Source organism: Lactococcus ileimucosae (genome assembly GCF_943193185.1).
GTDB classification, from domain to species: domain Bacteria; phylum Bacillota; class Bacilli; order Lactobacillales; family Streptococcaceae; genus Lactococcus; species Lactococcus ileimucosae.
Window position 1 is genome coordinate 30,578 of sequence record NZ_CALPDE010000001.1, and the last position, 24,807, is coordinate 55,384.

The window sequence follows — 24,807 nt, forward strand, 5'->3', positions numbered from 1 at the left end:
AAGTATATAGAGTGCTGGTTTTTTTGTCAAATCATCTCTGAGTTTTTGGGAAAACAGTGTAAAAATTTAAAGCTGCCCCAATCAGATTTGCATGGTTCATGTATTGACAACGTTCCACTCTTGGTAGGATATGAGCTATATCATAGCTTTGCAGACGTTCCGATAATTTTTTCTGGAGGATTTCTGGCAAATCTTTCCGCGCTGACATTCCCCCACCAATGATAATGGTATCTGGATCAAGCGAAACTTGGATATTATATAAATAATCAGAAATGATCTCCAGCATATTTTCGATAAGTAAAGTAGCTTGGGGATTTTTTTGATCCCTTAAGTCATACAGTTCCTTACCTGAAATTTTCTGGCCTGTCTCTTTGGAATAAGTTTCCGCAGCTTTAACCAATGGTCCGGTTTCGCTAAAAGTTTTATGTGCTGTGTTTTTCATCAAACCGAACTCGCCAGCAAAAAGATGCGCACCTTTATAAAGCTTGCGGTTAATGAAGATAGCTCCACCTACTCCTGTACCTATGACCAAAAAAACAGCATTCTGAGCTTCTTTTCCTACACCATAATCAATTTCACAAATCCCTGCACAATTGGCATCATTTTCGATAGCCACGGGCAAGTCAAAGCATTGTTCAATTTCATCAAATATAGGACGATTGTGCAGATAGGGTACAGCACTGATTCCCTCAATTCTTCTTTTTGTCGTATTGACAGCACCTGGAGACGATATTGCTATTCCCTTAAGCTGTGGATAATCCTTGATAATGCTGCCCATTTTCGCAGTAAGCTTCTCGAAGCTTTGAGGTGTTTTGAAAGAAGCGTTGTGCAGAAGTTTTGCTCCATCCCATAAACCATATTTTACTGCTGTGCCGCCAATATCAAACACGGCAAGATTCTGTCCATTATTCTTCATATCCATTGCGCTCACTTAATGTCTTATACCAGAGTCCACTCTTTTTCACGGTACGTTTATAATCCTCTTCCAAATCAACCCGATAAAAACCATAGCGGTTGCGATAGCCATTCAGCCAAGACCAACAATCAATAAAGGTCCAAGTATGGTAACCAAAGCAATTGCTTCCTTCTTCAATCGCTTGATGAAGATAATTGAGATGCTCCTTCATAAACTCAATGCGATAATCATCTTGGATCATGCCTGAATCATCCATAAACCGTTCCTCATCAGCTACACCCATGCCATTTTCACTGACAAACCAAGGAAGATTATGATAGTCCTTTTTCATCATCATTGCTACATCATAAATAGCTTGCGGGTAAATCTCCCAGCCACGATAAGGATTAATTTTCTTTTCAGGCCAATCATAAGGCTGGTAAAAATCATCTAAGGTTTTTGCGGGGAAGCTCGCATCCTCAGGTGCTTGAACTCGACTTGGCTGGTAATAGTTTAAACCGATAAAGTCTACTGTATTGGCTGCTACATCTTTTTCATCTTCTGGCAAGGCTTCAGGTAAGAGCTGGTGTGTTTTAAGAAGTTCAACCAAATCGCTGGTGTGTTTTCCAAGCACCGCAGGATCAAGAAAGCTTTTTATATTGACTAAATCAGCGGCTTTTTTAGCTTTTAAGTCTGGGGCTGACTGACTCCGCGCATAGCTCGGGGACACGTTGAGGATAATACCAATAGAGCCTTGAGGCATAAGTTTTCTAAAGGTTTGAACAGCTTTTACATGTGCCATTAAGGTATGATAAGCCACTTGAACAGCTTTTTTGATGTCGACAATTGCAGGATAATGAAAGCCTTGTAAATAACCACACTCCACATGAACCATTGGTTCATTGAAAGTGGTCCAATCCTGGACTAAATCACCAAAGCATTCAAAAGCTTTTTGGGCATAAAAACGAAAAGCCTCAACAGATTCTCGGATTTCCCACCCACCTTTATCCATCAACCACATGGGCATATCAAAATGAAAAAGGTTAATTATTGGCTTGACACCATTTTCTTTCATCTTTGTAAAATAATCTCTGTAGAAAGTCACTGCCTGAGGATTGAGTGTTTTTCCATCAGGAAGTAGTCGTGTCCATTGGATAGAAGTTCGAATCGAATTAAGCCCGATAGCTTTCATCCGTTGGCAATCCTCTACGTAATTTTCGTAAAGATTAGAAGTTGTTTCCGGTCCTTGGTTTTCATTAAATTTTTCAGGATTTTCTTTAAACCAGTAATCCCATGTAGAAGCAGATTTCCTCTCTTTTAGAGAATAACCTTCAGTTTGTGGGCCGGATAAAGCTGAGCCCCACAAAAATCCTTCAGGAAATTTTTTCATATTTTAACCTTCTTATTTTTTATTTTTATGTAAAATTTCTTCAGATTTTATCCATTTCTTTACAGAATCAGAAAAGAGATGAAGATAGCGTTCGTAAAGTATGTCTAATTGAATCAAAATCGGAATTTGTGGTGAGATATTACCGATAGATTCTTCATGTGTTAAGCCCGCTGAAATTAGTGTAATATCTGCTTGTTTAATCAAGTCAGAATTAGGATTGGAAGTAATCAGTGCTATCGGAATATTTTTTTCCTTTGTGATGGTCATCGCTTCAAGAAGATTATTGTCTATTCCTCTCAAGGATGCCACGAGTATCATTTCACCCTCACGGGCAAATTCTGCTGACATTAAGATTGACTTTTCTTCTGAAATGACACGGACATACTTGCCAAACCGTGAAAATTTGAATGAAAAATCAGCTCCTGTATAACTGTTAAAGCCTTTTCCAAAAAAATGAATGATGTTATGATCTTTTATTAAAGCGCACAGCTTGTCCACTTCCACCTCAGAATAAGCATTATCACTTCGTGTGGCTAAAGCGTGGTAAATAGCTGTCACTGCTGATGAAATCGATGGCTCTTCTTTTTTATCCAAGGAAAGGTTGTACAAAAACATTAATTCCTTGTAATTATCCAAACCAATCTTTTTACAAAAGCGGGTAATCGATGCCTTTGATACAGCCAATGTTTGCGCCAATTTATCTATATTCAGCGGTGCCTTTTTACTGATAAAATAGTTGGCTATAATCTCCTCAACATAGGTTAATTCCAAACGGTGCGATTCAATTAATATGAAAATATCTTCCTTCATGATTTTTCCTCAATCTATGAAATGAACAGTTTTAATCTGTCCTGCTCTAAAATCTCCCAGATTAATTTTACTATTTTTTTGTCGTTCGGTCAGCGCAATTCCTTTTAAGTCCACAAACTCATAGCAAAGCTCCTGCTCTGACAGAATAAAATTCTCACCTTGAACAGCTTGGGTACTTGGATTATACACCCTTAGGTCCCAACCGCCGTAAAGATTATTCTTACGGAGTGAACTAAAGACAAGGTCAGGCGCTTTCAAGCTGATATTCTGGGGACTGCAAATTTTTTCTTTCAAGGTATTTGACACAAAATATTTTAAAGTCGTTGTAAAAAGATTTAGACTCTGAATTTGATAGAAAGGCAGGGATAAAGCATACTCAAGGTAACTTTGAGCAAGTCGTGCTGGGTTATAATCCTGTTCTAAACTTATGGCAAATTTGAATGTTAATTTTTCCAGCAATTGGCTATCAGGTGTTGGGATGTACTTAAAAGCATTACCAGAAGCTACACCTGGCCTTCTGAGCAAATCAGGCCGTCCTAAAAATCCGACACTTCGAAAGAGAGTTAAAGCTAACTGACGGTGATTTTCTCCGATTAATTGATATTCTTTGATTCCTTTAGCAAAAACCGTCCAACTGTTTTTATCATCGTGAACATTGACCCATTTTAGCATGGGATAAATAGCCGTTGGTTCTTCACGCCAGCCGATTTCTTGCCAGTCTTTCAAATGCGGATCTTCTGCTTCACGCTTCACTGTACCAAAAGGTGTATCTGTGTAAGAATACCGATTTGCAAAAGGAAGATTGATGACTGCACGCATACGATGGTCCAGCACTTGATTATCAATCGTCAAATGGCATTCCAGATGCTTACTCCCTTTTTTTAAGGTAATTTTCAATTCGTAGTCTTGTTTTTGTTGGCAAATTCCTTCTGCCCGTTCTTTCAAATCCTTGGGAAGGTCCCAAGTACCAGTCAAAATTAGCTCTTGATAATGTTCCCCACAAAAAGCTTTTCGCTCACTTCCGGTAAGTGTCAAATCAAAGACACGATCTGTATAAGCTGGCGAGTAATCGTAAGTATCACCTTCATCACCGCCATCTTCAAAAATTAAGATATTGTCATAACTTTGCTGCATTTTCTTATCAAATAAATGAAGCTGTCCTTTTTTATAGCTCAGCTTGTAGTAATCATTTTCAATATAATCTTGCTTGTCTTCGCTGATGACCATGCTTGACTGTTGACTTTCTTCAACGAAGTAATTCACAAAACTAAGCGCAGGAACCGTAACTTCTACAGCCAGTTCATGAATATAATAATATTTATCCGGATCTTGAGCGGCTTCTTCGCGTCTGATTTCACCAGAATATTCTTTATTTCTTGTCAGAACATCAAAACTGAGCGCTTCTCCTGCTGTATTTTTCAGTTGGATATCTTTAAACTCAGTAGAGACATTAATTTTTACTGTTTTAGTTACTTCCCAAGGAAGGGGATTAAAAATGCTGACTTGATGGTCACAAACTTTTTTCTGTGACTCACTGATTTTTCTGGTCAAGTAGTCGACTATGGAATAAGACAGTTGGTCTGCTTCGATAAAGCGTTCGCGAATAATGCGATTGGTTTTATCGCTATTACAGCCGCCCGCACTGTCGTGGGCTTGATTTTTTGCCAGTAGTTTCCAGATTCTGTCAATTAAGCCCTGCTTGTTAGCAATCCCAAGTTTTTCAGCCATAAGAACGAGTGGTTCTACCTGATAAATCATCCGTCTTTCCAGCTTATCATTCAAATACTTATGATCGTAACGTGAGGAGTAAATCGAGCGATGGATTTTCGAGACTGAGCTGGAGATAAATTCCCCTTCAATTGTGGTCAGTTCCTCTTTTTCGAGTTCGGAGAACAACTCCTCATAGTTGCTTTCTTTTAACTCATAGTCACTCAGTTTCTGGTTGTAAAAATCAATCCGCTCACGTAGGTTAAAATCTACATAACGCTGGTCTCCTCCTACAGGTAAAACGAGATGTTGCCCCACAGCACCGTCTTCAATCTGCGTCATAAGTTCTTGTGTTTGGTCACTATGAATAAGTCCAACGCCAACAAAATAACCATCCTTAATATTTGAGACTAAAACTTTTGAACCATCTTCAGCTTGCCAATAAAATTCGCGGTCCCTTGTTTTTTCCTGCGGCAATCCACGCCAAAAGACTGTACGATCAATTCCTAACCCTTGATATATCTTAGGCATATCTTTGCTCTGGCCGAAAGAGTCTGGCAGGTAACCGATATTCATATAACCGCCCAAATCTTCTGCTAATTCCATTCCCAGAGTCAAATTTCTCAGGATTGACTCGCCGCTTATGATGAGTTCATCTGTTTGAGTATACCATGGACCAATCCAGAGTTTTCCAGCTTGAACCAACTTTTTGAGTCGTGTTTTTTGTTCAGGGAAACTTTGGAGGTAGTCATCCAAAATGCTCATTTGCCCGTCGAGGAGATAATAAGAAATTTCATTATTCTCCAAGGCGCTCATTACTTCATCCAAATGATAAGCCAACTGGACGAAAGATTCATTATGAGTAAAATACCATTCTAAATCCCAGTGTGTATGATGAATGACGTGTACTTTTTTCTTCATTTTTACTTCCTTATTCATTTTTTCAAAAGGCCAAATCAAGATGATTTGACCTTTGAGTTAAAAATCAATTTTATCTATAACGGCAGTCAGATTATTCGGGTCTTTCTCTGATAAAATATCTTCACGAAATTGATTATCGATTAGTTTTCGAGCGATTAAGCTCAGCAACTTCAAGTGCTCAGTCGCACCTTCCTCAGGAATCGTAAGTGCCAGAGCAACTTTCACGGGTTTGCCATCCAAAGCATTCCAAGGAATTTCATTGGCAAATCTAACGAAAAACATGCCCGGCTTTAAGTTCGTTTTATCTTTACAATGCGGAATGGCGATATGGTCTTTAAAGCCTGTTGTTGCTTCTGCTTCTCGCTGTTTTAGGCCTTCAAAATACTTAGCTTCATTGTCCACAAAGCCCAGAGAATGTGCAAACTGTGCAATAACTGCAAAGGCTTCTTCCTGTGTACGTGCGCTTGTATCGAAAAGGATATGTTCTTGATTAAAAACTTCTTTGTTCATCTTTATTCACCTTCTTATTTTGCTTTAACTTTTACTGGTTTTTTGAATTCAATACCTCGTGTAAATCCAATCAATAATGCGGTGGTCAAAATCCCTGCACATACGCACAAAATCCATGTTACAAAAGGAATCGGTTGCTCAATATAACCAATAAAGGTCCCCAGAGGCGAGCCGATACCGCCATAAAATTTCGAACCGGTAGCTGAGATAAGTCCACCTGCAACAGCTGAACCTACAACGTTTGAGAAAATCATTCGTACAGGATGTGCTGCCACAAATGGAATAGCTCCTTCAGTGACACCGACAATCCCCATACCAAAGGCTGCACTGGCAGCAATTTTTTCATCTTTTGAAAATTTATTTTTAAATAATATCGTAGCCAACCATACACCTAAGGGAGCTACCGAAATCGCTGCTTGTGTTGCTGTACCGGGTACAAAGTTTGCACCTTCAATACCGTATTTTGTCATTGTATCGGTAAATATTGCTGTCCCAAACACTAAAGCCGTTTTATTGATTGGTCCACCCAAGTCAAACCCAATCATTGCGCCACAAATGGCTCCGATAATGATTGGCGCACCTGCGAAATTATTATTTAAGTTGGTTAACCCATCATACATGGCATCCATCCCCACTGAGATTGGATTCCCGATGATATAAAGCACGATTAAGCTGATAACAGCTGTTGCAATAAAAGGAATAATCATAATTGGCACGATTGGCATGACAATTTTAGGCCATTTTATTTTTTTCAATCCTTTGACCATATAGCCAACAATGAAAGCCACAATAATAGCACCAATAAAACCTCCACCTGCTTCAGTTCCTAAAAATTCTGGGTCATTAACAAGATAAGCACCAATCATTGCAGGAGCTATTGCGGGTTTATCTGCAATGGAATTTGCTACGAAACCAGCAAATAGTGGAATCATCAGTTTAAAACCCATCTGCCCAACATAAAAGAGTTTTTCCATGAGGAAGCCCATTTGTGTTGTATTGTCAAACCCCCACTTCACAATACGTCCTAGGTCGTCTCTTTGAAAGGCATAGAGATTGGCAATGGTAAGGAGAAGACCTGCAGCGATGACCATGGGCACCATATAAGAAATACCACTCATCACATGGGTCAGAAAAGTAACCTTATCTTTATCATTACCAATCTGGATATTCCCTACCTTACTTCCTTTCTTGCCAAAAACTTCAGCCTCAGCGAATGCTTTTCTTATCAAGGCTTCCGAATCTTCAATTGCAGGAATGGATTTTGTAACATAAAGCGGCTTATCTGTGAAACGAATCGGATCAATCTTAATGTCTGAGGCAACAAGTACAAGATCTGCGTTTTCGATTTCTTCTGGAGTTAAGACATTTTCTGCTCCAATAGCTCCATTTGTCTCTACTTTGACCTCATAGCCCATTTTTTTAGCCGCTTTTTCGATAGACTCGGCGGCCATATAGGTGTGCGCTATTCCAGCAGCGCAGGCCGTAACGGCTACTATTTTTTTCGACATCTTGTTTCCTCCAAAATTTTTCTTTTAGTTTTGTTATATTTGTAATATAGCACCTCTTATTTTCAAAAGCAAGGAAAAATAAAGCGTTTTCTTTATTTAGTTTTTATTCCCATAAGCTGGAGGATTACTGGTATTTTTTTCATAAAAAAAGAGCTAGATCTTTGTCTAACTCTGCTTTTGTCTATTATTTCAATTTATTTACTTGCAAATTGAATGACCATGTTAAAGAGAAGGGCACCTAAGCTACCGCCAATGATTGGACCTAGGACAGGAATCCATGCGTAAGACCAGTCAGAATCTCCTTTGCCCTTGATAGGTAAGATAGCGTGCATGATACGAGGACCTAAGTCACGTGCAGGATTCAAAGAGTAACCTGTTGTCGCACCTAGTGATAAACCGATGGCTGTGATAATCGCACCCACTAAGAGTGGCGATACACCAGAAGTTTGCGTAATAGCGTATTGACCAAAGGCCAGAATACCTGCCGTTAAGACTGCCGTACCTACAATTTCACTCAGTAGGTTTGAGCTTGTATGGCGAATAGCAGGTCCTGTAGAAAAGGTGCCCAAGATATCTGCTGGATTTTTGGTTTCTGCATAGTGTGGATAGAACATTAGGTAAAGAATGACACTAGCTGCCATTGCACCAAGCATTTGCGCGACAATATAAGAGACAACCAAATTCCAACCAAAACTGCCAATCATTGCCATTGCAATTGTAACTGCTGGATTAAGATGCGCAGGGGACATGAAACCTGAGATGTAGACCGCCATCATCACTGCAAAGCCCCACCCAAGCGTGATGGCTACCCAACCTGCTCCTGTTGCCTTTGTTTTGTTCAGTACAACGCCTGAAACCACTCCGTTACCAAGAAGAATTAAGGTAAATGTTCCTAAAAATTCCCCAAGTAACTGTATCATTTCTGAGTGCATATTGACTCCTTTTTTTCTATTTTATTTTACTGAAGCATGCTTCTTACGCGTACAGTGAGTTTTTTAAGTCCGATAGGCTTGATTCACGAAGGGCTTCTTCCAAAGCTTTTTCTTGATTGGCTTTTTCCTCAGGAGACCACTCTAGAAAGTTCGCCATAGCGTTCACCACATGAACTTTGATGGCATCAACACCTTCACTCATAAAGAGAATGTGGTTGGTTCGACGCAATAAGTAGTCAACGGGTGTCAAGACCAGCTCGTCTTCAAGTGCATAGCGTAAGCGTGCTGACTCTGCTAAAGTAAGGCCCTCATAAGCTTCCATCTCCGAGGCATACGCAAATATTTTAAGCGCATTCATCCCATAAAAGTCTGCAATGTATTTTGCTTCAGCTTCTGTAAGACCTGCAGCTACACCAACTTTTGTATTTTCAGAAACAACTTCCTCAACTTTTCCTGGGTCAAATTCACCTCCAGAAATTTGATATTTTTTTGAGTCAATAGGTTCATATTTCAATCCGAAATCTTCTTCAAGAAGTTGGCAAATCAGATCTATCGCACCTGTTGCCATTTTACGATAGTCGGTGATTTTCCCCCCTGCCAAGGTGATTAAGCCGTCGCTCTCGCGCTCAAGTGAGCTGCCACGAGAGACAGACGAAGGCTCGCTTCCTTTTTCAGAAAGACTGGACTCCATATGATTCAAAAGATGCTCTACTTCTGCTTTTGTTGCTGTTTTATTTTTATAGCGGAGCACGGCCTCGACAACAGCATTAAAGCTGGTTTCAGAAACTGCGCCATTGTCACCACCATTATAGTCTGAACCAGAATTCCCACCTAATAATGGACGCAATCCCGCCCATGAAGCTTCAATGTCATCAAGCGTGATATGTGCTTCAGGGTAACGGAAGTTGATGACATCCAAGAGATAGTCCACATCTTCTTGTGTAACCTTTGGATCGATAAAGTCGCCCTGATAATCCGTATCTGTCGTACCAAAATAAGTTTTATTTTCACGTGGAATGGCAAAGACCATACGTTTATCGTGCTTTCCTGTATCAAAATAAGTCGGTTGTGGCACAGGTAATTTGGCTGCATCAACCACGAGATGGACACCTTTTGTGGGACGCATTTTTGGCACGATTGGTCGTGTGAAATTCAGATAGCGAATCTTGTCTACCCAAGGGCCACTGGTATTAATCACTAGCTTCGCCTTTACTTCAATAATCTCATCTGTCAGCATGTCACGCGCACGTACGCCCGAGATTTGGCCGTCTGTATAAATAAAGTCAATAACTTTCATCTTACTTATGGCTTGCGCCCCATCTTCGACAGCTTTTTTTATATTATCAATGACCAAACGTGCATCATTATTGCGGAAGTCAAGATAGACCCCTGCACCTTGCAGGCCTTTTTTCTTGATGAGCGGCTCACGACGGAGCACTTCTTCTGGTGAAATGGTGTAGTTGGCATAGGGAGAATCTTCATCTATACCAGCCAAACGGTCATACAAATCCATCGCTATTTTGACCGAAAACATGTCAAAGGTTGTTCTTCCCTCATCATCATAAATCGGAAGAAGCATTGGGTCAGGTTTTGGTATATGGGGCGCAATCCCTTGGACAACCGCGCGTTCAGAAACTGTATCGGAAACCACTTGCACATCAAAGTTTTTGAGGTAACGAATGCCGCCATGTACAAGTTTTGTCGAACGCGACGAAGTTCCTTCTGAAAAGTCCTGCATTTCAAACAGGGCAACTCTCATGCCAGAGGCTGCAGCCTGTAAGGTCAATCCCGCCCCTGTGATTCCTCCTCCAATAACGAGTAAATCCAATTCTTCCTCTTGAACTTTCCTGATTGCTTCTTGTCTTGTTTTTTTAGAAAAAGCCATTTTTATCTCTCCTTTTATCTCCCTGTGTCCTTGTCTATTACTCATTTAAAAGCACGTGTTGCATGCACAGCCTTCTTCCATCCTGCATAGAGTTCTTCTCTGCGTTCTTCCTGCATCTGTGTTTGGAAAATTTTACCTGGCTCATAAGACTCCTTGAGTTCCTCAATGTCTTTCCAGAAGCCAACCGCAAGCCCTGCTAAGAAAGCTGCACCGAGTGCGGTCGTTTCCAAGTCACCTGCACGCTGAATAGGGATATTTAAAATATCGGCTTGGAACTGCATCAAATATTCATTATTGGCTGCGCCACCATCCACCTTGAGGAGAGACAGGTCAATGCCAGTATCTTCTTTCATAGTGCCGACAACATCACGAACCTGATAAGCAATACTCTGTAAGGTTGCTTTAACGATATCTTCTTTAGTTGTCCCCCGTGTCAGACCGAACATTGCACCACGGGCTTCTTGATCCCAGTAAGGTGCTCCAAGACCAACAAAGGCCGGAACCACATAAACTTCATCTTTGTTGGTAGATTGAAGCGCAACCTCTTCAGAATCACTTGCGCGCTCCAGCATCTTTAAGCCGTCACGGAGCCATTGGATGGAAGAACCTGCGACAAATATGCTGCCCTCTAAGGCATAATAAACTTTTCCATTGATGCCATAACCAATAGTTGTCAGCAAGTTATTCTTAGAAATATGCGGTTTTTCTCCTGTATTCATGACGATAAATGAACCTGTACCATAGGTGTTCTTTATCATGCCTGGTTCAAAGGCCATCTGACCAAAAAGTGCTGCCTGCTGGTCTCCAGCCATACCTGAGATGGGCACTTCCGAGCCAAAGAAATGAAAACCTTTAGTCACACCGTAGACTTCCGAGTTTGACTTGACTTCTGGAAGCAAGGCTGCAGGTATATTAAGAATGTCCAAAATTTCTTCATCCCATTTTAACTCATGAATATTGTAAAGCATCGTACGGCTGGCATTGGAGTAGTCTGTATAATGTGCTTCACCATCTGTTAATTTCCATAATATCCATGTATCAATCGTCCCGAAAAGAAGTTCACCTCGCTCTGCACGCTCTTGTGCCCCCTCTACATGGTCAAGAATCCAGCGAATCTTTGTCGCTGAAAAGTAAGAGTCAACGATGAGTCCTGTTTTCTCATGAAAGAGTTCTTCATGTCCTGCTTCTTTGAGCGCGTTTGCGATATCAGCTGACTGACGCGACTGCCAAACAATGGCATGATAGATCGGTTTTCCAGTTGCCTTATCCCAAATGACTGTTGTTTCACGCTGATTGGTTATACCTATTCCTGCAACCTGAACAGGTTTAATACCTGACTCAATGAAAGCACCTGCGATAACAGATTGGACGGAGTTCCAGATCTCATTTGCATCATGCTCCACCCAGCCTTCTTGCGGGAAGTACTGTGTAAATTCTTTCTGGGAACTCCCGATATGCTTCCCTTTTTTATCAAATATAATAGCTCTTGAACTTGTAGTCCCTTGGTCAATTGCCATAATGTAAGAAGTTTCTGTCATTTTCTTTCTCCTTTGTAAACGCTTTCTATGTTTTATATTATAACATCTTTATGGTCGCGTATACTTTCATTTTTTATGGGAAACTTAAAAAAATTGAAAGTATACATAAAAAACTAAAGCTATCAATTGAGAATAGCTTTAGTTTGAAGTTTTTCTATTTTGAGAGCTTCTATATGTGTAATGAGCCGCTCAATATCATGATCACCCGAAAATTCTGAGAGAACATAGACAAATTTTCGATTGTCATTTCTTTTGCTAGAAATAAGCAAATCATAACTTTGCCCCTCATGATAGTGCTCCAGTTTTATCTTTTCAACCGCGCGGAGGCGGATCTTCAAAAACTGTTCTAAAGGAATCTGATAGGCTGGAGTATCCGACAAGTCGTAAGCTACAATAAGTTTTTGAGACGATAAGAGCTCCAACAACATAAGGGCATTGCTATAGCCAAAAATTAGTTCTGGGAGATCCTGCTCCTTGGGAATATAGTTTAAAGCGATGTGCTCTAAATCATCCAGTAGTTCTTGAAAACTTTTATCTACCCAGTTTTGCTTCCGCAGCATCAAAGCTTCCTGACTTCTAGTAAAGAGGCTACCTTGAAAAAAAGAAAATTTATTATTAACCTGTGCGAGTTGGTAGCTAATCGCTTTTTCTTCCTCAAAGCCCAAGCGATTTGGACGATAATGTTTCAACATACGCTCTCTAAGAGAAATATTTAACAACACTGTTGGAAGCTTTTTACTGCGGAAGATATCAAACCGATAATAACTTTCCTTGTCTAAGATAAAAAAGGAAAGAAGGAAGCTGTAGAAAAAGATGGTTTCGCACTTGTCCTTAGCATAGCGATCATAAATCTTTTGATAAAAAATCGAATCAAGCAACTGATACAGATGATCGTCTTGATAAATCACTTTAGTTTTTAAGGATTTTGTGACTTGGATGTCGCTTATCAAGCGTCTCTTTTCAGCAATAGCTAGCCAGTGATAAATTTTATCCTGACTGCTTTTTGAAAAACTGAGCTTCAAGGTTTCTTCCAGTTGTGTCACAAAGTCTGATTGTAGTTTTGTAACTTGTAACATATCTGGTCGAAATTTCGGATTTATTGAATCAAAAAGAAGATAGTAAAAATAACGAATCTGGCTTTCTTCTCCGACAAGCTTATTGTTTTTGACTTGTATTTCAAATTCAGCCAATAGTTTGTTGAGTTCCTTTATTTTACGAAACAATGTCGACTCACTGATGAGTAATTCTTCAGCCAAATCAATAATCATGTAGTTTTTCTGCTCCAAAAATAGAAGAAGCAAACGATATTTTATACTGTCTTGAATTAAAAAACTGATGATTTCATCTAAATTCTGAGATTCTTCCATTTCCAGAATTACTTTATGGTCCTGTCTAAGAACCTTCATCGGGCTCCCCATCATCTGTCCCAGATAGGCGATATCCTCCAAGTAACTTTCTATTGAAGGGCGTGACAAGCCTACCCAGTCACTAAGCTCCTGAGCGGTAATCTTTTCATTTTTCAAAACCAACTGCCGGAGAATCTCAACCTGCACCTGCTCTTTTTTCTCAAGTAAAGCTTCAATATTCACAGTTGCTCCAATCTTTTTACAATTCGTATTTTTAACACTTCATATCCTTCTTTAATTCTATTCTATCATTTCCCTCATTTTTGTTAGGGAAAAATGCTTACTTCCAGTGTCTAATAGACAATAAAAAAGAACAAGACAACAGCCTTATTCTTCTTTTAGTCTTCTAAATTGAGTTTGCCCTGAGCATAAATTGAAGCATTCCCATTAAGTATGTAAGCGATTGTTACAAGCGGCAAAATATATTGAACCGAACCATAGCCAAAAACTTCTGCTGCTATAAATATCGAAGCAAAATAACTGTTCGTTGCTGCAGAAAAAACAGACACATAGCCTGCTGCAGCGATTAAACCAACAGGCAGCCCCAAAAGCAGGGCCAAACTTGTACCCAGACTTGCACCAATGGCAAAGAGCGGTGTGACTTCTCCCCCTTGGAAACCAGCCGAAATACTTAAAACAGTAAAGAGCAATTTCAATATCCAGTCATAAGCATTGATAGGCTGACCGTTAAAACTCATCGAAATCAAATTTGTTCCCAAACCCGCATAACGGTCTAAGTGAATGAAAATTAAACCCAAGCTCAGCATTAAACCTACGATTAAAATTCTGCGGTAAGGATTGCTGAGTTTAAGCATCATATAGCTTTTCATAAAGGACAAGCCTTGGGCAAACAGGCGACCAACTAAGCCAAAACATAGGGCCACCACTAAAAGCTTCAAAAGTGTAATTGCATCCATATTTAAGTCAGTATTGACCGCAAAGGAAAATTTTTCTAATCCCAAAGCATGAGAAGTTGTACTGGCAACATAAGAAGCAACTAAAGCCGGAAACAAAGCAATGTACTCTATCTTGCCAACCATCAGTATCTCAATAGCAAAGAAAGTCGCAGCAATAGGAGTCTGAAACAAGCCTGCAAAACCTGCAGCCATACCAGTAATTAAGAGAACTTTCTGCGCTTCTTTAGAAGCTAATTTTCCCCCTAAGGTATGTCCTATTGTTGCACCGATTTGTACAGCTACTCCTTCTCGACCAACACTTGCTCCAAAAAGATGCGACAACCATGTTGAAAATATAATCAAAGGAACCAAGCGTTTGGGAATGTCTTTACGTCCTTTATTGCCTGCCTCAAAAATTAAGCCCATACCTTTTTGACTTTCCTTGCCAAAATGCTGATAAGTATAAACAATCACGAGACCCGCCAATGCCAAGAAAGGAAGAAAATATAAGGGATGGGCATCACGTATCTCCGTGATAAAAAGCAAGCCCCGCCCAAACAAAGCATCCACCGTTCCAACAAGAAGACCTATGACAAGAGCCAAAAATGTATAGAAAATAGCCCCTCTTGATATTCCAATTCTTACATTTTCCACTAAAAGTAATTCCCCTCACTCATATGAAGTCACTCTGGCAGCATCAATTAAAAACTGTACTTTTTTGATTGATGGCTGATAAGACGCTAAGCATTAGCGCCTTGGGCGCAATGATGAAAGCATTAAAAACAAGCAAGCTTACATCCAGCCTGTCTAGTCACGCATACCTTTCGCACGTTGAATATCTTTCAGTTTTTCTGGTGTGATATCTTTCCCTTCTTCATCCACCAGTTTTACAGATTCGACCTGTCCACGAAGATTTTCACGCACACTGTCAAGATAGATACGACGTAATTTTGCACGTTCTTCAGTTTCCGCTTCTGTTAAGCCTTCTGCTTTGTGTTTACGGGCCAATTCATTGATACGTTCAATTTGTTCATTTGTGATTGCCATAAATTTCTCCTTACTTTGTATTGATTAGACTAAAGTCAGCCATTGTCCCTGTGAGTGAGGATAAGTCCGACAGTAAAGCCAAGCGATTGTTACGTACTTTTTCATCTTCTGCCATAACCATAACCTTTTCAAAGAAAGTGTTAATCGCAGGTACAGCTTTGCTGACCAGAGTATCATATTTTTCAGAGGCAGACAAGCTTGCCCAACTTGCTTCAAGTTCTTCTGTAACTGCGTAAAGCGCAGCTTCTGCATCGTTCTCGAACAGTTCAGAAGATACTGTACCAACATGGTCGGCTTTTTTCGCCAAGTTGATGACACGTGAAATATTTTCGACTGCTGGTTTAAATTGCGCATCGTCTTTATGCCCGTTAAGCATTGGCGCAACTTCCATCATGCTTGCGATATCCATTGTGTCTGCTGCAATCGTTGCTTCAACAATATCATGACGAATTTTTTTATCCAAAAGAAGTTTTTGCACGCGACCTTTAAGGAAGTCAATCACTTGTTCCTTGTTCGCATAGTCAAGTGTAGCAATGAAATCCGAAAAGTCAAAGTGCCAATTGCATTTTTCGATGATACGTGTCAAGCCTTGTGCCGCACGTCGAAGCGCATAAGGATCATTTGAACCTGAGGGAATCAAGCCTACACTAAAGAATGAGAGAATACTGTCAATCTTATCAGCTGCTGCCAAGACACTCCCTACAACAGTACTTGGCAACTCCCCTTCTGCTGAAACTGGCATGTAATGCTCACGAATAGCAGCAGCTACATTTGCATTTTCACCCGCTAAGAGGGCGTATTTTTCCCCCATCACACCTTGGAGCTCATCAAATTCACCCACCATACCTGTCAAAAGGTCAAATTTGTAAATATCGGCTGCACGCGCAACATCTGCCTTTTCAGTTTCTGTCAGTTGGGCGATGTCTGCCAAATGTGCCGCAATTGCTTTTGTGCGAGCCATGTGTTCAGTGATTGAACCGATTTTTGCATGGAAAGTAACATTTTCAAGTTTCTTTACAAGATCCGCAATTTTTAATTTTTGATCTTCTTTCCAGAAGAACTCTGCATCTTCCAAACGAGCAACCAAAACTTTTTCATTTCCCAAAATGACATTTTCCATGCCTTCTGCATTACCATTACGGACAGAGATAAAGTGAGGGGCTAGCTTACCCTCTGCAGTGTAAACTTCAAAATAGCGTTGATTGTCACGCATGGAAGTGACCAGAACTTCTTTAGGAACTGACAAGTATTTTTCGTTAAAGCTGCCAACGAAAGCTGTGGGGTATTCTACCAGGTTATTCACTTCTTCGAGAAGTTCAACATGTTTTTCGTCTGCTAATTCAACTTTCCAACCATGTTCAGTTGCGATTTCTTTAATTTGTTTGCTGATTTCGGCTTTACGTGCCCCTGCATCAACCATAACAAAGTTAGTGTTTAACAGCTGTGCATAATCCGTAGCTTTTTCAATGGTAAATTCTTGGTTTGAAAGGAAACGGTGACCGCGTGTTGTGTTGCCAGCAGTCACATCAAGAAGCTCAAAAGGAACCACTTCTGCATCCAGTAGAGAAACCATCCATTGGATAGGACGTACAAAGAGGAAGCTATTATTGCCCCACTTCATATACGTTTTAAACTGCATCTTCCTGATAACCTCAGTGCCAACCTTTGCCAAAATCTCTTGTGCGGCTACACCAGCAATATGCTTGTTTGCGAAATAATAATCGCCTTTAAGGACCAAATCATCTGGTGTCAAGCCTTGACCACGGGAGAAGCCTTGGATAGCCTTAGACCAATTTCCTTCTGCATCTTTGGCAATTTTCGCAGAAGGTCCTTTCACTTCTTCATCCATGGCTTCTGAACTTTCAGCAAGTCCTTCCACCAAGACAGCCAAACGACGCGGTGTTGAGAACTTACGGATAAGGTCAAAGTTCAAGCGATTCTCATTTAAAAAATCTGAAAGACGTTCTGCCAATTGGTTGATTGCAGGTGTTACCAAGTGAGCCGGCATTTCTTCCAAACCGATTTCGAGTAAGTAATTTGCCATTATTTTGCCTCCTGTTCTTCTGCCAATTGTTCTAGAATTTTTATATATTTCCCTTTTTCTCCCAGATATTTCTCACGTAAGTCTTCATCTTTCAAAAGTGGGAAGCCAAGTTTAGCACGTTCTTCAATAAACGTTTTGGCAACTTTACGCGCCATTGTCCGCACCCGGTGCAAGTAACCTGCACGCTCTGTCACAGAAACAGCCCCACGCGCATCTAAGAGGTTAAAGGTGTGTGAGCTCTTCAAGATAAAGTCATAAGCAGGATGAACCAAGCCTAAGTCAAGTAATTTAAGCGCTTCTGCTTCATACTTGTTAAACAAGTCTAAAAGCATATCTTGGTCGGACTCTTCAAAGGCAAATTTTGAATGCTCATACTCTGGCTCTTTGAAGATATCGCCGTAGAGGACGCCATTTCCCCACTCAAGATCGTATACACTGTCTACTTCTTGGATAGCTGTAGCTAGACGCTCCAAACCATAAGTAATTTCCGCAGTAACCGAATCTACCTCAATGCCTCCCACTTGCTGGAAGTATGTGAATTGCGTACACTCTTGACCATCAATCCAGACCTCCCAGCCGATGCCGGCACATCCCATTGAAGGATTTTCCCAGTTGTCTTCAACAAAACGAATGTCATGCTCTAGTGCATCGATACCCAGCGCGGCTAAACTTTCCAAATAAAGTTCTTGGATATTTTTGGGCGAAGGTTTCATGACCACTTGAAACTGATGGTGCTGGAAAAGACGATTGGGATTTTCACCGTAACGCCCATCAGCTGGACGTCGTGAAGGCTGCACATAAGCTGCTGCCCAAGGCTCTGGACCGTTTGAACGTAAGAAAGTGTATGGACTCATTGTTCCTGCCCCTACCTCATCGTCATAAGCTTGCATTAAGTTTGCACCTTGCTTGGACCAAAAAGCTTGCAAAGTCAGAATCATATCTTGAAATGATAATTTATTGTTTGACATTCAATTCTCCTTATTATTTATTAAGTTCATTCATTTGGCGTTTATATCCAAGGAAGTAGAAACCAGCGACAAAAATGACGCCACCGAGCATATTCCCCACATAGACCAGACTGAAATTACGGATGAATTCCATCCATGTTGCTCCACCTTCAAAAATCGCTGCGGGAATAGCAAAAGCATTTGCCACACTGTGCTGGAAGCCAATAGCAACAAAGGCCATTGTTGGAAACCAAATCGCCATTAATTTTCCGGCGGCATCTTTGGCACCGTAAGAAAGCCACATGGCAAGACCAACAAACCAGTTACAGCCCACACCAGAGACTAGGGTTTGGATCCAGGTCGCATCAATTTTTGAATCAGCAATGACAATGAGTTCCTCACGATATACACCAGAAGCAGTTAAGCCCACAACATGAGCAAAAAAGAAAGCAACAAAGAAAGCACCTAAAAGGTTAAAAAAAGTGATGACAAGCCAATTTTTGAGCAAATCTGAAAATTTCACTTTCTTAGCAAAAAACGAGGCTGTAACAGCTGTCATATTTGAAGTGATGAGCTCTCCTCCGCCCATCAGGATAACAATCAAACCGATAGGAAAAACAGCTGCACCGATAAAACTGGCCAAACTTCCCAACTCATCAACCACGCTGGAAATGACACGTATATAGAGCAAGTAGCCCATCGAAATCAGTGCTCCTCCAATAAAGCCAAGCACTGCTTTTTCTAACATCGGTCGTTTGACCTTTTCTTGCCCATGGTGAATGGTGGCAGACAATATTTCTGCTGGATTCATCATAATCTTAATATTCTCCTCGTATAAATAAATATAAAAACCGCACAATACACCTGTCCTAAGACAAAGGGTGCTATGCACGGTTCCACCTTTATTTTTTACTTCATTTCTGCTGTGATAGATTTTTAGGCCATTGATGTCTCGGCTTCCACTGTCCCGAGTCGCTTTCCTCACCTTAAGATTGTAGTTCTTTTTACGAGAAATGTCAAGAGAAGACGAAAAAATTTTTAACTTTCTTTATCAGTCTAAGTTCTAAAGATTGACTGTTCACTAAAAAATCTCTAACCCACGTTCGCTTCTTTTCCGGTCTGTTTTCTCTCCCCGATAAAGTCCATGAAAAAGGGTCTTGTCGGTGTTTCCGATGTTCCTGGACAGGATGCCACTTGCCTTTCGAATAACTTTGCTTCTTCCATTTTAGTTCTCTCCTTTCTTAGGCTATCTGCATTTTTCTTTACAAAGCCCCATATAGGCTTCATTCTACTTCAGATGCGCCAACTCTTCAAACAGAAAAAGTTTTCAGATAAGAGATTAGGAAAAAACAAAGATTGTCCAGAAATATCTTTCCCCTTGAAAAAGATGCTGGAGTTACAATTTTTAAGAGCTTTTCTGATTATCACTTTCATTTTTTGTCTGATGACTTCATTTTTGAATCAAATCCTCTTGTTCTTATTGACTGCTGTTCCAGATACTAACGTACTCTTTGCTGAGGAAGCCTTGTTGTCTGAAGCACTCACCACATTGTTTGTGCTATCCGCATTAAAGATTAACACAGCATGGGTCAAATCACCAGCAGTTGCTCCCTTAAACTGCGCCTTTTGTTTAAGGGAGGTCGAGCCAGCCTGCTGGTCCAGCTGCTGTCCTACGATTAGTTGAGTGATTTTTTGACTTGTTTCTCTCTATTTTAGAGAGGTTGATTGATGATTAGGGCGGGCCTAATACCACCAGCAGGAGAAACATGATTTCTTCCGCCACCACCGCCTAATTGACCACTCCTAGGTGTCCCAAGTACAGACCACGCTAAAGTTTCAGAACGAGGTGTGCGAAGCCACCACCACCTTTCATCACCGCTCTCACGTTGCTCTAAACTAGAAAAAACATGACCTACTTCCGATAAGCGAACTACATCAACAAAAGAAAGTGCAAAGGCCTGCGGGCTACCGCTTGTATTAACTCTAGTCACATCTGCAGAAATTTCTATGAAATCATTTATATTAGTTGGCATCCAGCCAGAAATACCTTCTGACCAAAGGACATCTTCATAAGGAAGCTCACCTGTTACAAATCCATTTGTTACAGGTCGAACCATAGCTTGAACTGTTGTATCAAGACTTTCATACCATTCATTGATTCGAGTATCCTGATTATTGAAAGAGATATTTTCAATTACATTATTCCGAATAATCAAATGATTCCCCCCACCTTGATTCTCCAAATAACGGTACTGCTCCCCAGCCATAGTAAAGATGGTTCCCGGTGCCATGATGCTAAAGTTAATTTGGTCTGGTTGAACATTGTCATCTGGTCCCGGGTTCCCCCAGTTGTTATCGATAAAACCGTTCTGTACGGCTGTCAGGAAGTCCGACAAGTCGGCATGATGCGTATAGTCTGGGTCTGCAGCCAAGAAATCATTGATACGGTCAGGACTGATCAGTTGCCCGTCCACATGGATACCGTAATAATATTCGCCCGGGATGTTGTCCGCCGCTGCGGTCATCTGAGCCGCATCCAAGAGGTAAGAGGTGGTCTCTCCTGCTTGGAGTTGGTTGGCCCAGTAGGCCCAGCCTGTTTGGTGGTCAATGACCCAGAAGTTCCCGACTTTCAGGTTATTAGGGAGGGCTGCCCACTGGCTGATGGTCATCGGGGCACGTTCTTGTTGCAGGTTTTGAGCCGCATCATGGCTGACTTCTTCGCCCGGCCAAACTGGTCCGCTGTTGTCAAAGCTGTCGCCAGAGGACCAGTAGGCATCTGTACCGTCTCCGGGATGCGTGGCGCCATCTGTGACACCGTCTGTGGCTGTACTTGTGACCCAGTCACGAGCATGCCCAGCAGAGGCGGTCATCAGGTCTTGGTTGTCCCGATTGAAGGTGGGCATGAACCATGGGGCATCTTGACCTGATCGGGTCCAACCAAAGGTTAGGTTGGCGTAGGTGTTGAAGGCAGCTGAGTCGCCTACACGGGTGTTGAGGTTGGTCTCTGAGGGACGCATGACCGTCCAAGTGTTCACTTGGTCACGGATGGTACCGTTCACTATAGGGGTGAAGTCTGTATCGCCTGCTGAGCGTTTCTCCATGAACTCGGAGAGGCGGATACGAGCCATGAGGGGCACATTGCCATAGTTCTCCACGAAGACGTCCTTGTTTTTGGTGTCTCGGTTGTAGTAGTCGTGGACACGGCCGCCGGGGATGTTTTCCCGGAGCCGGTCATTGATGGCCCGCTGGTTGAAGGCTTGGAAGGCGAAGGTGCCGCCTACCAAGAGCAATAAGAGGGACAGGAGCGCGAGGTTGCGCAGCCGCCGCTGGTTTTTCTTTTCTGGTGTCATAAACTCCTCCTTTGACGTAACCTGTACTTTTAGATTTTCATTACATATACATTTCTAATGTTACGTTTACTTTCTGAGTCTATAGTATAAAAAAAAAAGGTCAAATGAAATGAGTGTTTGATGAGAAAAGGGTATTTGGTTTGGCTGGGGACTTGCTTTTAGGCATGAGAAAAGAAGCCCTGACTAGAGCCTCTTTTCTTCATGTACCGAATCAGTCTTCGCTTTTTTTATTTCCTCAGCCAGAGCTGTCAATTTTCTTAGACGGTGATTAACCCCAGACTTTCCTAACGGGGGATCCAATAACTGTCCCAGTTCCTTAATGGTGGCTTCGGGATGATTGATCCGAGCGTGTGCCACCTCTGTGAGCGCTGGGGGGAGATTTTCCAGCTCTTTTTTCTCCGCCAAGTATTTCACTGCAGAGATAACCTCCTGTGCTGCTGAAACAGATTTATTTATATTTGCTGACTCAAAGTTTGACTGACGGTTTGCCAGTCCCCGCATCTCACGCATAATTTTGGCATTCTCAAATTTCAAACGCGCTTTCATAGCCCCAATCAGAGTGAGAAAATCCATAATTTCTTCAGCTTTAGAAAGATACAAAATATAACGATTTTTCCGAGAGATTATACGCGCATCAAATCCAAAATTATTAAAGATATCTTTTAGATCTTCTGCGTGTTCCTGATATACACTGGAAATGGACAGCTGATAATCGCCTTTTTCTGGATTATGCATGGATCCGCTAGAGAGAAAAGCACCGCGCATATAGTCTTCTTGTGCCTCTTGATCGTATTTCACAGATTCTGGAATTCCAGAGTCTAAGAACATCAGCGTATCAGAGAGCTGAAGTTCATTGAGCAATTCATTCACTTTGTCTTCAATAAAAACAGTATAAACGCGGTTTTTTGAGAGTGTTGTTTTTTGATGTACACGAATCTCTGCACGAATCTGATAAATTTCGAGGAGCATTTGATAAATGTACTTTGCTGTCGCAGCATTTTCTGTAGATAAGGCCAAGGTCAAGCCACCAGAAATTCCTAAAGAACCATTCATCCTGATCAGAGCCAGTAGAGTGCCACGACTAGGCTTCTGACTTGTCAGTTCCTTTTTTACATCACTTGTGAAACTCATACTTCTCTTCTCTCATGTTGGGCGCTAATTCCCATGATTTCTGAAGCAATGGCATCTCCATCATGAAATGCACCGCCATTCACCAGCTGCAAAAAATCATTGGAAATAATATTTACCTCTTCTTCTTGTAAAGTCTTGAAGTCGTGAACCACCTGCACTAAATACTCGTCAAATTTATTGGAATTCATATATTCTTCAGGTACTTCTGCACTGTTTACCAACACAGTATCGATAACACGGGTTCCCAAATGTTCATGAATAACACGAACATGGTCTGCATCGCTAAAGTGCTCTGTTTCGCCACGCTGTGTCATAATGTTGCAGACGTAAACAATGCGAGCCTGTGTTTTTAAAAGTGCTTCGGCAATTTCAGGAATAACAATATTGGGTAAGATTGAAGTAAAGAGTGACCCAGGTCCTAAAACGATGGTATCTGCTTCCATGATAGACTGTACGACCTTTTTAGATGCACGCGGACTCTTTCCTGTATTTGTTTCCGTAAGGTAAACATGATGAATCAAACCCTCATAGTCTGTAATCTTGCTTTCGCCTTCAACTTCATGACCATCTTTAAAGACGGCATGCAGGGTCAATGGTGTATCACTTGATGGATATACATTGCCCTTTACGTGGAAGAAACGGGCTAATGTCTGAATGGCCTCATAGGTGGAACCCTGCATCTCACCAATAGCAGCAATAATCAAGTTTCCTAAGGGATGTCCGGCCAGCTCTCCGTCACTCGAATCAAAGCGATACTGTAAAATATCCGCATAGAACTTTGGCATATCACTCATAGCAATCAGAACATTACGCAGATCTCCTGGAGGTGCAATGTCAATTGCGGAACGCAAACGTCCCGAAGAACCACCGTCATCTGCAACGGTTACAATTGCGGAAAGGTCTATATTTTCTTGACGCAAGGACTTCAAAATGACGGGAATCCCCGTCCCGCCTCCTATAACAACTATTTTTGACTTGCTCATGATCGGTTAACCGTTTCTTTCCTTTTGTCCTTATCTCTGTGGCTTGTATTTAAATGCCACTCTTCCTTAAGTAATGCTTTGGAAACACGTTCAGCAAAGGCAACAGAACGGTGCTGACCTCCCGTACAACCAAAAGCAATCGTCAAAACTGATTTTCCTTCTTTCTGATAAGAAGGAATAATCGGCAAGAGCATATTCATTAAATTTTTATAGAACTCCTCAGAAGCTTCTTGCTCCATGACATAGTTAAACACTTCCTTGTCTAGTCCCGTTTTATCACGGAGTTCTGGAATATAGTGAGGATTTGGAAGAAAACGAACGTCAAATACTAAGTCTGCATCCATCGGCAAACCATATTTGAAGCCGAAAGACAGTACTTCAATACGAAATGGTGCTTCTTTTGTTTCAGAAAAACGTTCAAGAATACGCGCCCGCAAATTACGTGGGGTAAGCTCACTGGTATCTATCACAACCTCAGCCAGAGCTTTAATGTCTGAAAGAATTTCGCGCTCTTGAGTAATGCCATCAAGTACACGTCCGTCAATGGCCAAGGGATGAGAACGACGTGTTTCTTTATATCGTGCAACCAGCTCAACATCGCCCGCATCAAGAAATAAAAGCTTGAAGTTTACCTCTGGACTGTTTGAAAGTTCTGCAATAATTCCCCGCAGGCGGTCAAAGAAAATACGTGAACGCATATCAACAACCATTGCAACCTTGTTAATCTTACTGTCAGGTGTATTGAGAAGCTCTACAAATTTTTCAATCAAGTTGGGCGGCATATTATCAACCGCAAAGTAGCCCATATCTTCAAAAGACTGGATTGCTACAGTTTTACCAGCACCCGACATTCCCGTGATAATGACAATATTTAGTTTGTTATCCATTTTTTCTCCTCTTCCTTATC

The 24,807-nt window shown here is 41.2% G+C and carries 20 protein-coding genes; 1 reads left to right on the top strand and 19 read right to left on the bottom strand.

Going from position 1 to position 24,807, the window contains the following annotated elements; genetic code table 11:
- Positions 1-31: 31 nt before the first annotated feature.
- The 15 genes from NFR51_RS00165 to NFR51_RS00235 all read right to left on the bottom strand — a co-directional run bounded on the left by NFR51_RS00165 (position 32) and on the right by NFR51_RS00235 (position 19,250).
- Entirely contained in the window at positions 32-922 is an 891-nt protein-coding gene (locus NFR51_RS00165) for an ROK family protein (RefSeq protein WP_251711754.1), read from the bottom strand.
- Complete coding sequence (locus NFR51_RS00170; RefSeq protein WP_251711755.1) at positions 906-2,285, bottom strand: glycoside hydrolase family 1 protein; 1,380 nt, start codon at positions 2,283-2,285, stop codon at positions 906-908. The genes NFR51_RS00165 and NFR51_RS00170 overlap by 17 nt, the downstream gene beginning before the upstream one ends.
- A 12-nt stretch (positions 2,286-2,297) precedes the next feature.
- On the bottom strand, positions 2,298-3,095 hold the full coding sequence (locus tag NFR51_RS00175; RefSeq protein ID WP_251711756.1) for a MurR/RpiR family transcriptional regulator: 798 nt from the start codon (positions 3,093-3,095) through the stop codon (positions 2,298-2,300).
- A 9-nt stretch (positions 3,096-3,104) separates the two neighbouring features.
- Positions 3,105-5,723: a glycoside hydrolase family 38 N-terminal domain-containing protein gene (locus NFR51_RS00180; RefSeq protein WP_251711757.1), complete on the bottom strand. Its 2,619-nt coding sequence runs from the start codon at positions 5,721-5,723 to the stop codon at positions 3,105-3,107.
- A gap of 57 nt (positions 5,724-5,780) precedes the next feature.
- A complete protein-coding gene (locus NFR51_RS00185) occupies positions 5,781-6,233 on the bottom strand; it encodes a PTS sugar transporter subunit IIA (protein WP_251711758.1) in 453 nt (150 codons plus the stop codon).
- 14 nt (positions 6,234-6,247) lie between these two features.
- Positions 6,248-7,741, bottom strand: a complete 1,494-nt coding sequence (locus tag NFR51_RS00190; protein WP_251711759.1) for a PTS fructose transporter subunit IIC — start codon at positions 7,739-7,741, stop codon at positions 6,248-6,250.
- A 194-nt stretch (positions 7,742-7,935) separates the two neighbouring features.
- A complete protein-coding gene (locus NFR51_RS00195) occupies positions 7,936-8,673 on the bottom strand; it encodes an MIP/aquaporin family protein (protein WP_251711760.1) in 738 nt (245 codons plus the stop codon).
- Positions 8,674-8,716: 43 nt separating this feature from the next.
- Positions 8,717-10,558: a type 1 glycerol-3-phosphate oxidase gene (gene glpO / locus NFR51_RS00200; RefSeq protein ID WP_251711761.1), complete on the bottom strand. Its 1,842-nt coding sequence runs from the start codon at positions 10,556-10,558 to the stop codon at positions 8,717-8,719.
- Between the two features lie 41 nt (positions 10,559-10,599).
- Positions 10,600-12,096 carry a glycerol kinase GlpK gene (glpK, locus tag NFR51_RS00205; protein ID WP_251711762.1) on the bottom strand — a complete coding sequence of 499 codons (1,497 nt, stop codon included), beginning with the start codon at positions 12,094-12,096 and terminating at the stop codon, positions 10,600-10,602.
- A gap of 122 nt (positions 12,097-12,218) precedes the next feature.
- A complete protein-coding gene (locus tag NFR51_RS00210) occupies positions 12,219-13,685 on the bottom strand; it encodes an AcpB/EbpR/MafR family transcriptional regulator (protein WP_251711763.1) in 1,467 nt (488 codons plus the stop codon).
- 155 nt (positions 13,686-13,840) lie between these two features.
- Positions 13,841-15,052 carry a voltage-gated chloride channel family protein gene (locus tag NFR51_RS00215; RefSeq protein WP_251711764.1) on the bottom strand — a complete coding sequence of 404 codons (1,212 nt, stop codon included), beginning with the start codon at positions 15,050-15,052 and terminating at the stop codon, positions 13,841-13,843.
- 153 nt (positions 15,053-15,205) lie between these two features.
- A complete protein-coding gene (locus NFR51_RS00220) occupies positions 15,206-15,445 on the bottom strand; it encodes a DUF896 domain-containing protein (protein WP_251711765.1) in 240 nt (79 codons plus the stop codon).
- A gap of 10 nt (positions 15,446-15,455) precedes the next feature.
- Entirely contained in the window at positions 15,456-17,492 is a 2,037-nt protein-coding gene (glyS, locus tag NFR51_RS00225; protein WP_251711916.1) for a glycine--tRNA ligase subunit beta, read from the bottom strand.
- On the bottom strand, positions 17,489-18,457 hold the full coding sequence (gene glyQ, locus NFR51_RS00230; protein WP_251711766.1) for a glycine--tRNA ligase subunit alpha: 969 nt from the start codon (positions 18,455-18,457) through the stop codon (positions 17,489-17,491). Before glyQ ends, glyS begins: the two co-directional genes overlap by 4 nt.
- Before the next feature lie 13 nt (positions 18,458-18,470).
- Positions 18,471-19,250, bottom strand: coding sequence for a formate/nitrite transporter family protein (locus tag NFR51_RS00235; RefSeq protein ID WP_251711767.1), 780 nt, complete (start codon positions 19,248-19,250; stop codon positions 18,471-18,473).
- A gap of 330 nt (positions 19,251-19,580) precedes the next feature.
- Here NFR51_RS00235 and NFR51_RS00240 point away from each other — a divergent pair, with 330 nt between their 5' ends.
- Positions 19,581-20,120, top strand: a complete 540-nt coding sequence (locus NFR51_RS00240; protein ID WP_251711768.1) for a hypothetical protein — start codon at positions 19,581-19,583, stop codon at positions 20,118-20,120.
- A gap of 28 nt (positions 20,121-20,148) precedes the next feature.
- Here NFR51_RS00240 and NFR51_RS00245 read toward each other — a convergent pair whose 3' ends face one another.
- The 4 genes from NFR51_RS00245 to rapZ all read right to left on the bottom strand — a co-directional run bounded on the left by NFR51_RS00245 (position 20,149) and on the right by rapZ (position 24,787).
- Positions 20,149-21,786, bottom strand: coding sequence for a hypothetical protein (locus NFR51_RS00245; protein ID WP_251711769.1), 1,638 nt, complete (start codon positions 21,784-21,786; stop codon positions 20,149-20,151).
- A gap of 183 nt (positions 21,787-21,969) precedes the next feature.
- A complete protein-coding gene (gene whiA, locus NFR51_RS00250) occupies positions 21,970-22,917 on the bottom strand; it encodes a DNA-binding protein WhiA (RefSeq protein ID WP_251711770.1) in 948 nt (315 codons plus the stop codon).
- The gene (locus NFR51_RS00255; protein WP_251711771.1) at positions 22,914-23,900 is read right to left on the bottom strand and encodes a gluconeogenesis factor YvcK family protein; all 987 of its coding nucleotides are present in this window, start codon (positions 23,898-23,900) and stop codon (positions 22,914-22,916) included. The genes whiA and NFR51_RS00255 overlap by 4 nt, the downstream gene beginning before the upstream one ends.
- Positions 23,897-24,787 carry an RNase adapter RapZ gene (gene rapZ / locus NFR51_RS00260; protein WP_251711772.1) on the bottom strand — a complete coding sequence of 297 codons (891 nt, stop codon included), beginning with the start codon at positions 24,785-24,787 and terminating at the stop codon, positions 23,897-23,899. The genes NFR51_RS00255 and rapZ overlap by 4 nt, the downstream gene beginning before the upstream one ends.
- Positions 24,788-24,807 lie beyond the last annotated feature (20 nt).

Bases quoted from the DNA above. Each gene is read 5' to 3' on its own strand.
- NFR51_RS00165 (WP_251711754.1), bottom strand. From the start codon at position 922: ATGGATATGAAGAATAATGGACAGAATCTTGCCGTGTTTGATATTGGC.
- NFR51_RS00170 (WP_251711755.1), bottom strand. From the start codon at position 2,285: ATGAAAAAATTTCCTGAAGGATTTTTGTGGGGCTCAGCTTTATCCGGC.
- NFR51_RS00175 (WP_251711756.1), bottom strand. From the start codon at position 3,095: ATGAAGGAAGATATTTTCATATTAATTGAATCGCACCGTTTGGAATTA.
- NFR51_RS00180 (WP_251711757.1), bottom strand. From the start codon at position 5,723: ATGAAGAAAAAAGTACACGTCATTCATCATACACACTGGGATTTAGAA.
- NFR51_RS00185 (WP_251711758.1), bottom strand. From the start codon at position 6,233: ATGAACAAAGAAGTTTTTAATCAAGAACATATCCTTTTCGATACAAGC.
- NFR51_RS00190 (WP_251711759.1), bottom strand. From the start codon at position 7,741: ATGTCGAAAAAAATAGTAGCCGTTACGGCCTGCGCTGCTGGAATAGCG.
- NFR51_RS00195 (WP_251711760.1), bottom strand. From the start codon at position 8,673: ATGCACTCAGAAATGATACAGTTACTTGGGGAATTTTTAGGAACATTT.
- glpO (WP_251711761.1), bottom strand. From the start codon at position 10,558: ATGGCTTTTTCTAAAAAAACAAGACAAGAAGCAATCAGGAAAGTTCAA.
- glpK (WP_251711762.1), bottom strand. From the start codon at position 12,096: ATGACAGAAACTTCTTACATTATGGCAATTGACCAAGGGACTACAAGT.
- NFR51_RS00220 (WP_251711765.1), bottom strand. From the start codon at position 15,445: ATGGCAATCACAAATGAACAAATTGAACGTATCAATGAATTGGCCCGT.
- glyQ (WP_251711766.1), bottom strand. From the start codon at position 18,457: ATGTCAAACAATAAATTATCATTTCAAGATATGATTCTGACTTTGCAA.
- NFR51_RS00235 (WP_251711767.1), bottom strand. From the start codon at position 19,250: ATGATGAATCCAGCAGAAATATTGTCTGCCACCATTCACCATGGGCAA.
- NFR51_RS00240 (WP_251711768.1), top strand. From the start codon at position 19,581: ATGAAAAAGGGTCTTGTCGGTGTTTCCGATGTTCCTGGACAGGATGCC.
- NFR51_RS00245 (WP_251711769.1), bottom strand. From the start codon at position 21,786: ATGACACCAGAAAAGAAAAACCAGCGGCGGCTGCGCAACCTCGCGCTC.
- whiA (WP_251711770.1), bottom strand. From the start codon at position 22,917: ATGAGTTTCACAAGTGATGTAAAAAAGGAACTGACAAGTCAGAAGCCT.
- NFR51_RS00255 (WP_251711771.1), bottom strand. From the start codon at position 23,900: ATGAGCAAGTCAAAAATAGTTGTTATAGGAGGCGGGACGGGGATTCCC.
- rapZ (WP_251711772.1), bottom strand. From the start codon at position 24,787: ATGGATAACAAACTAAATATTGTCATTATCACGGGAATGTCGGGTGCT.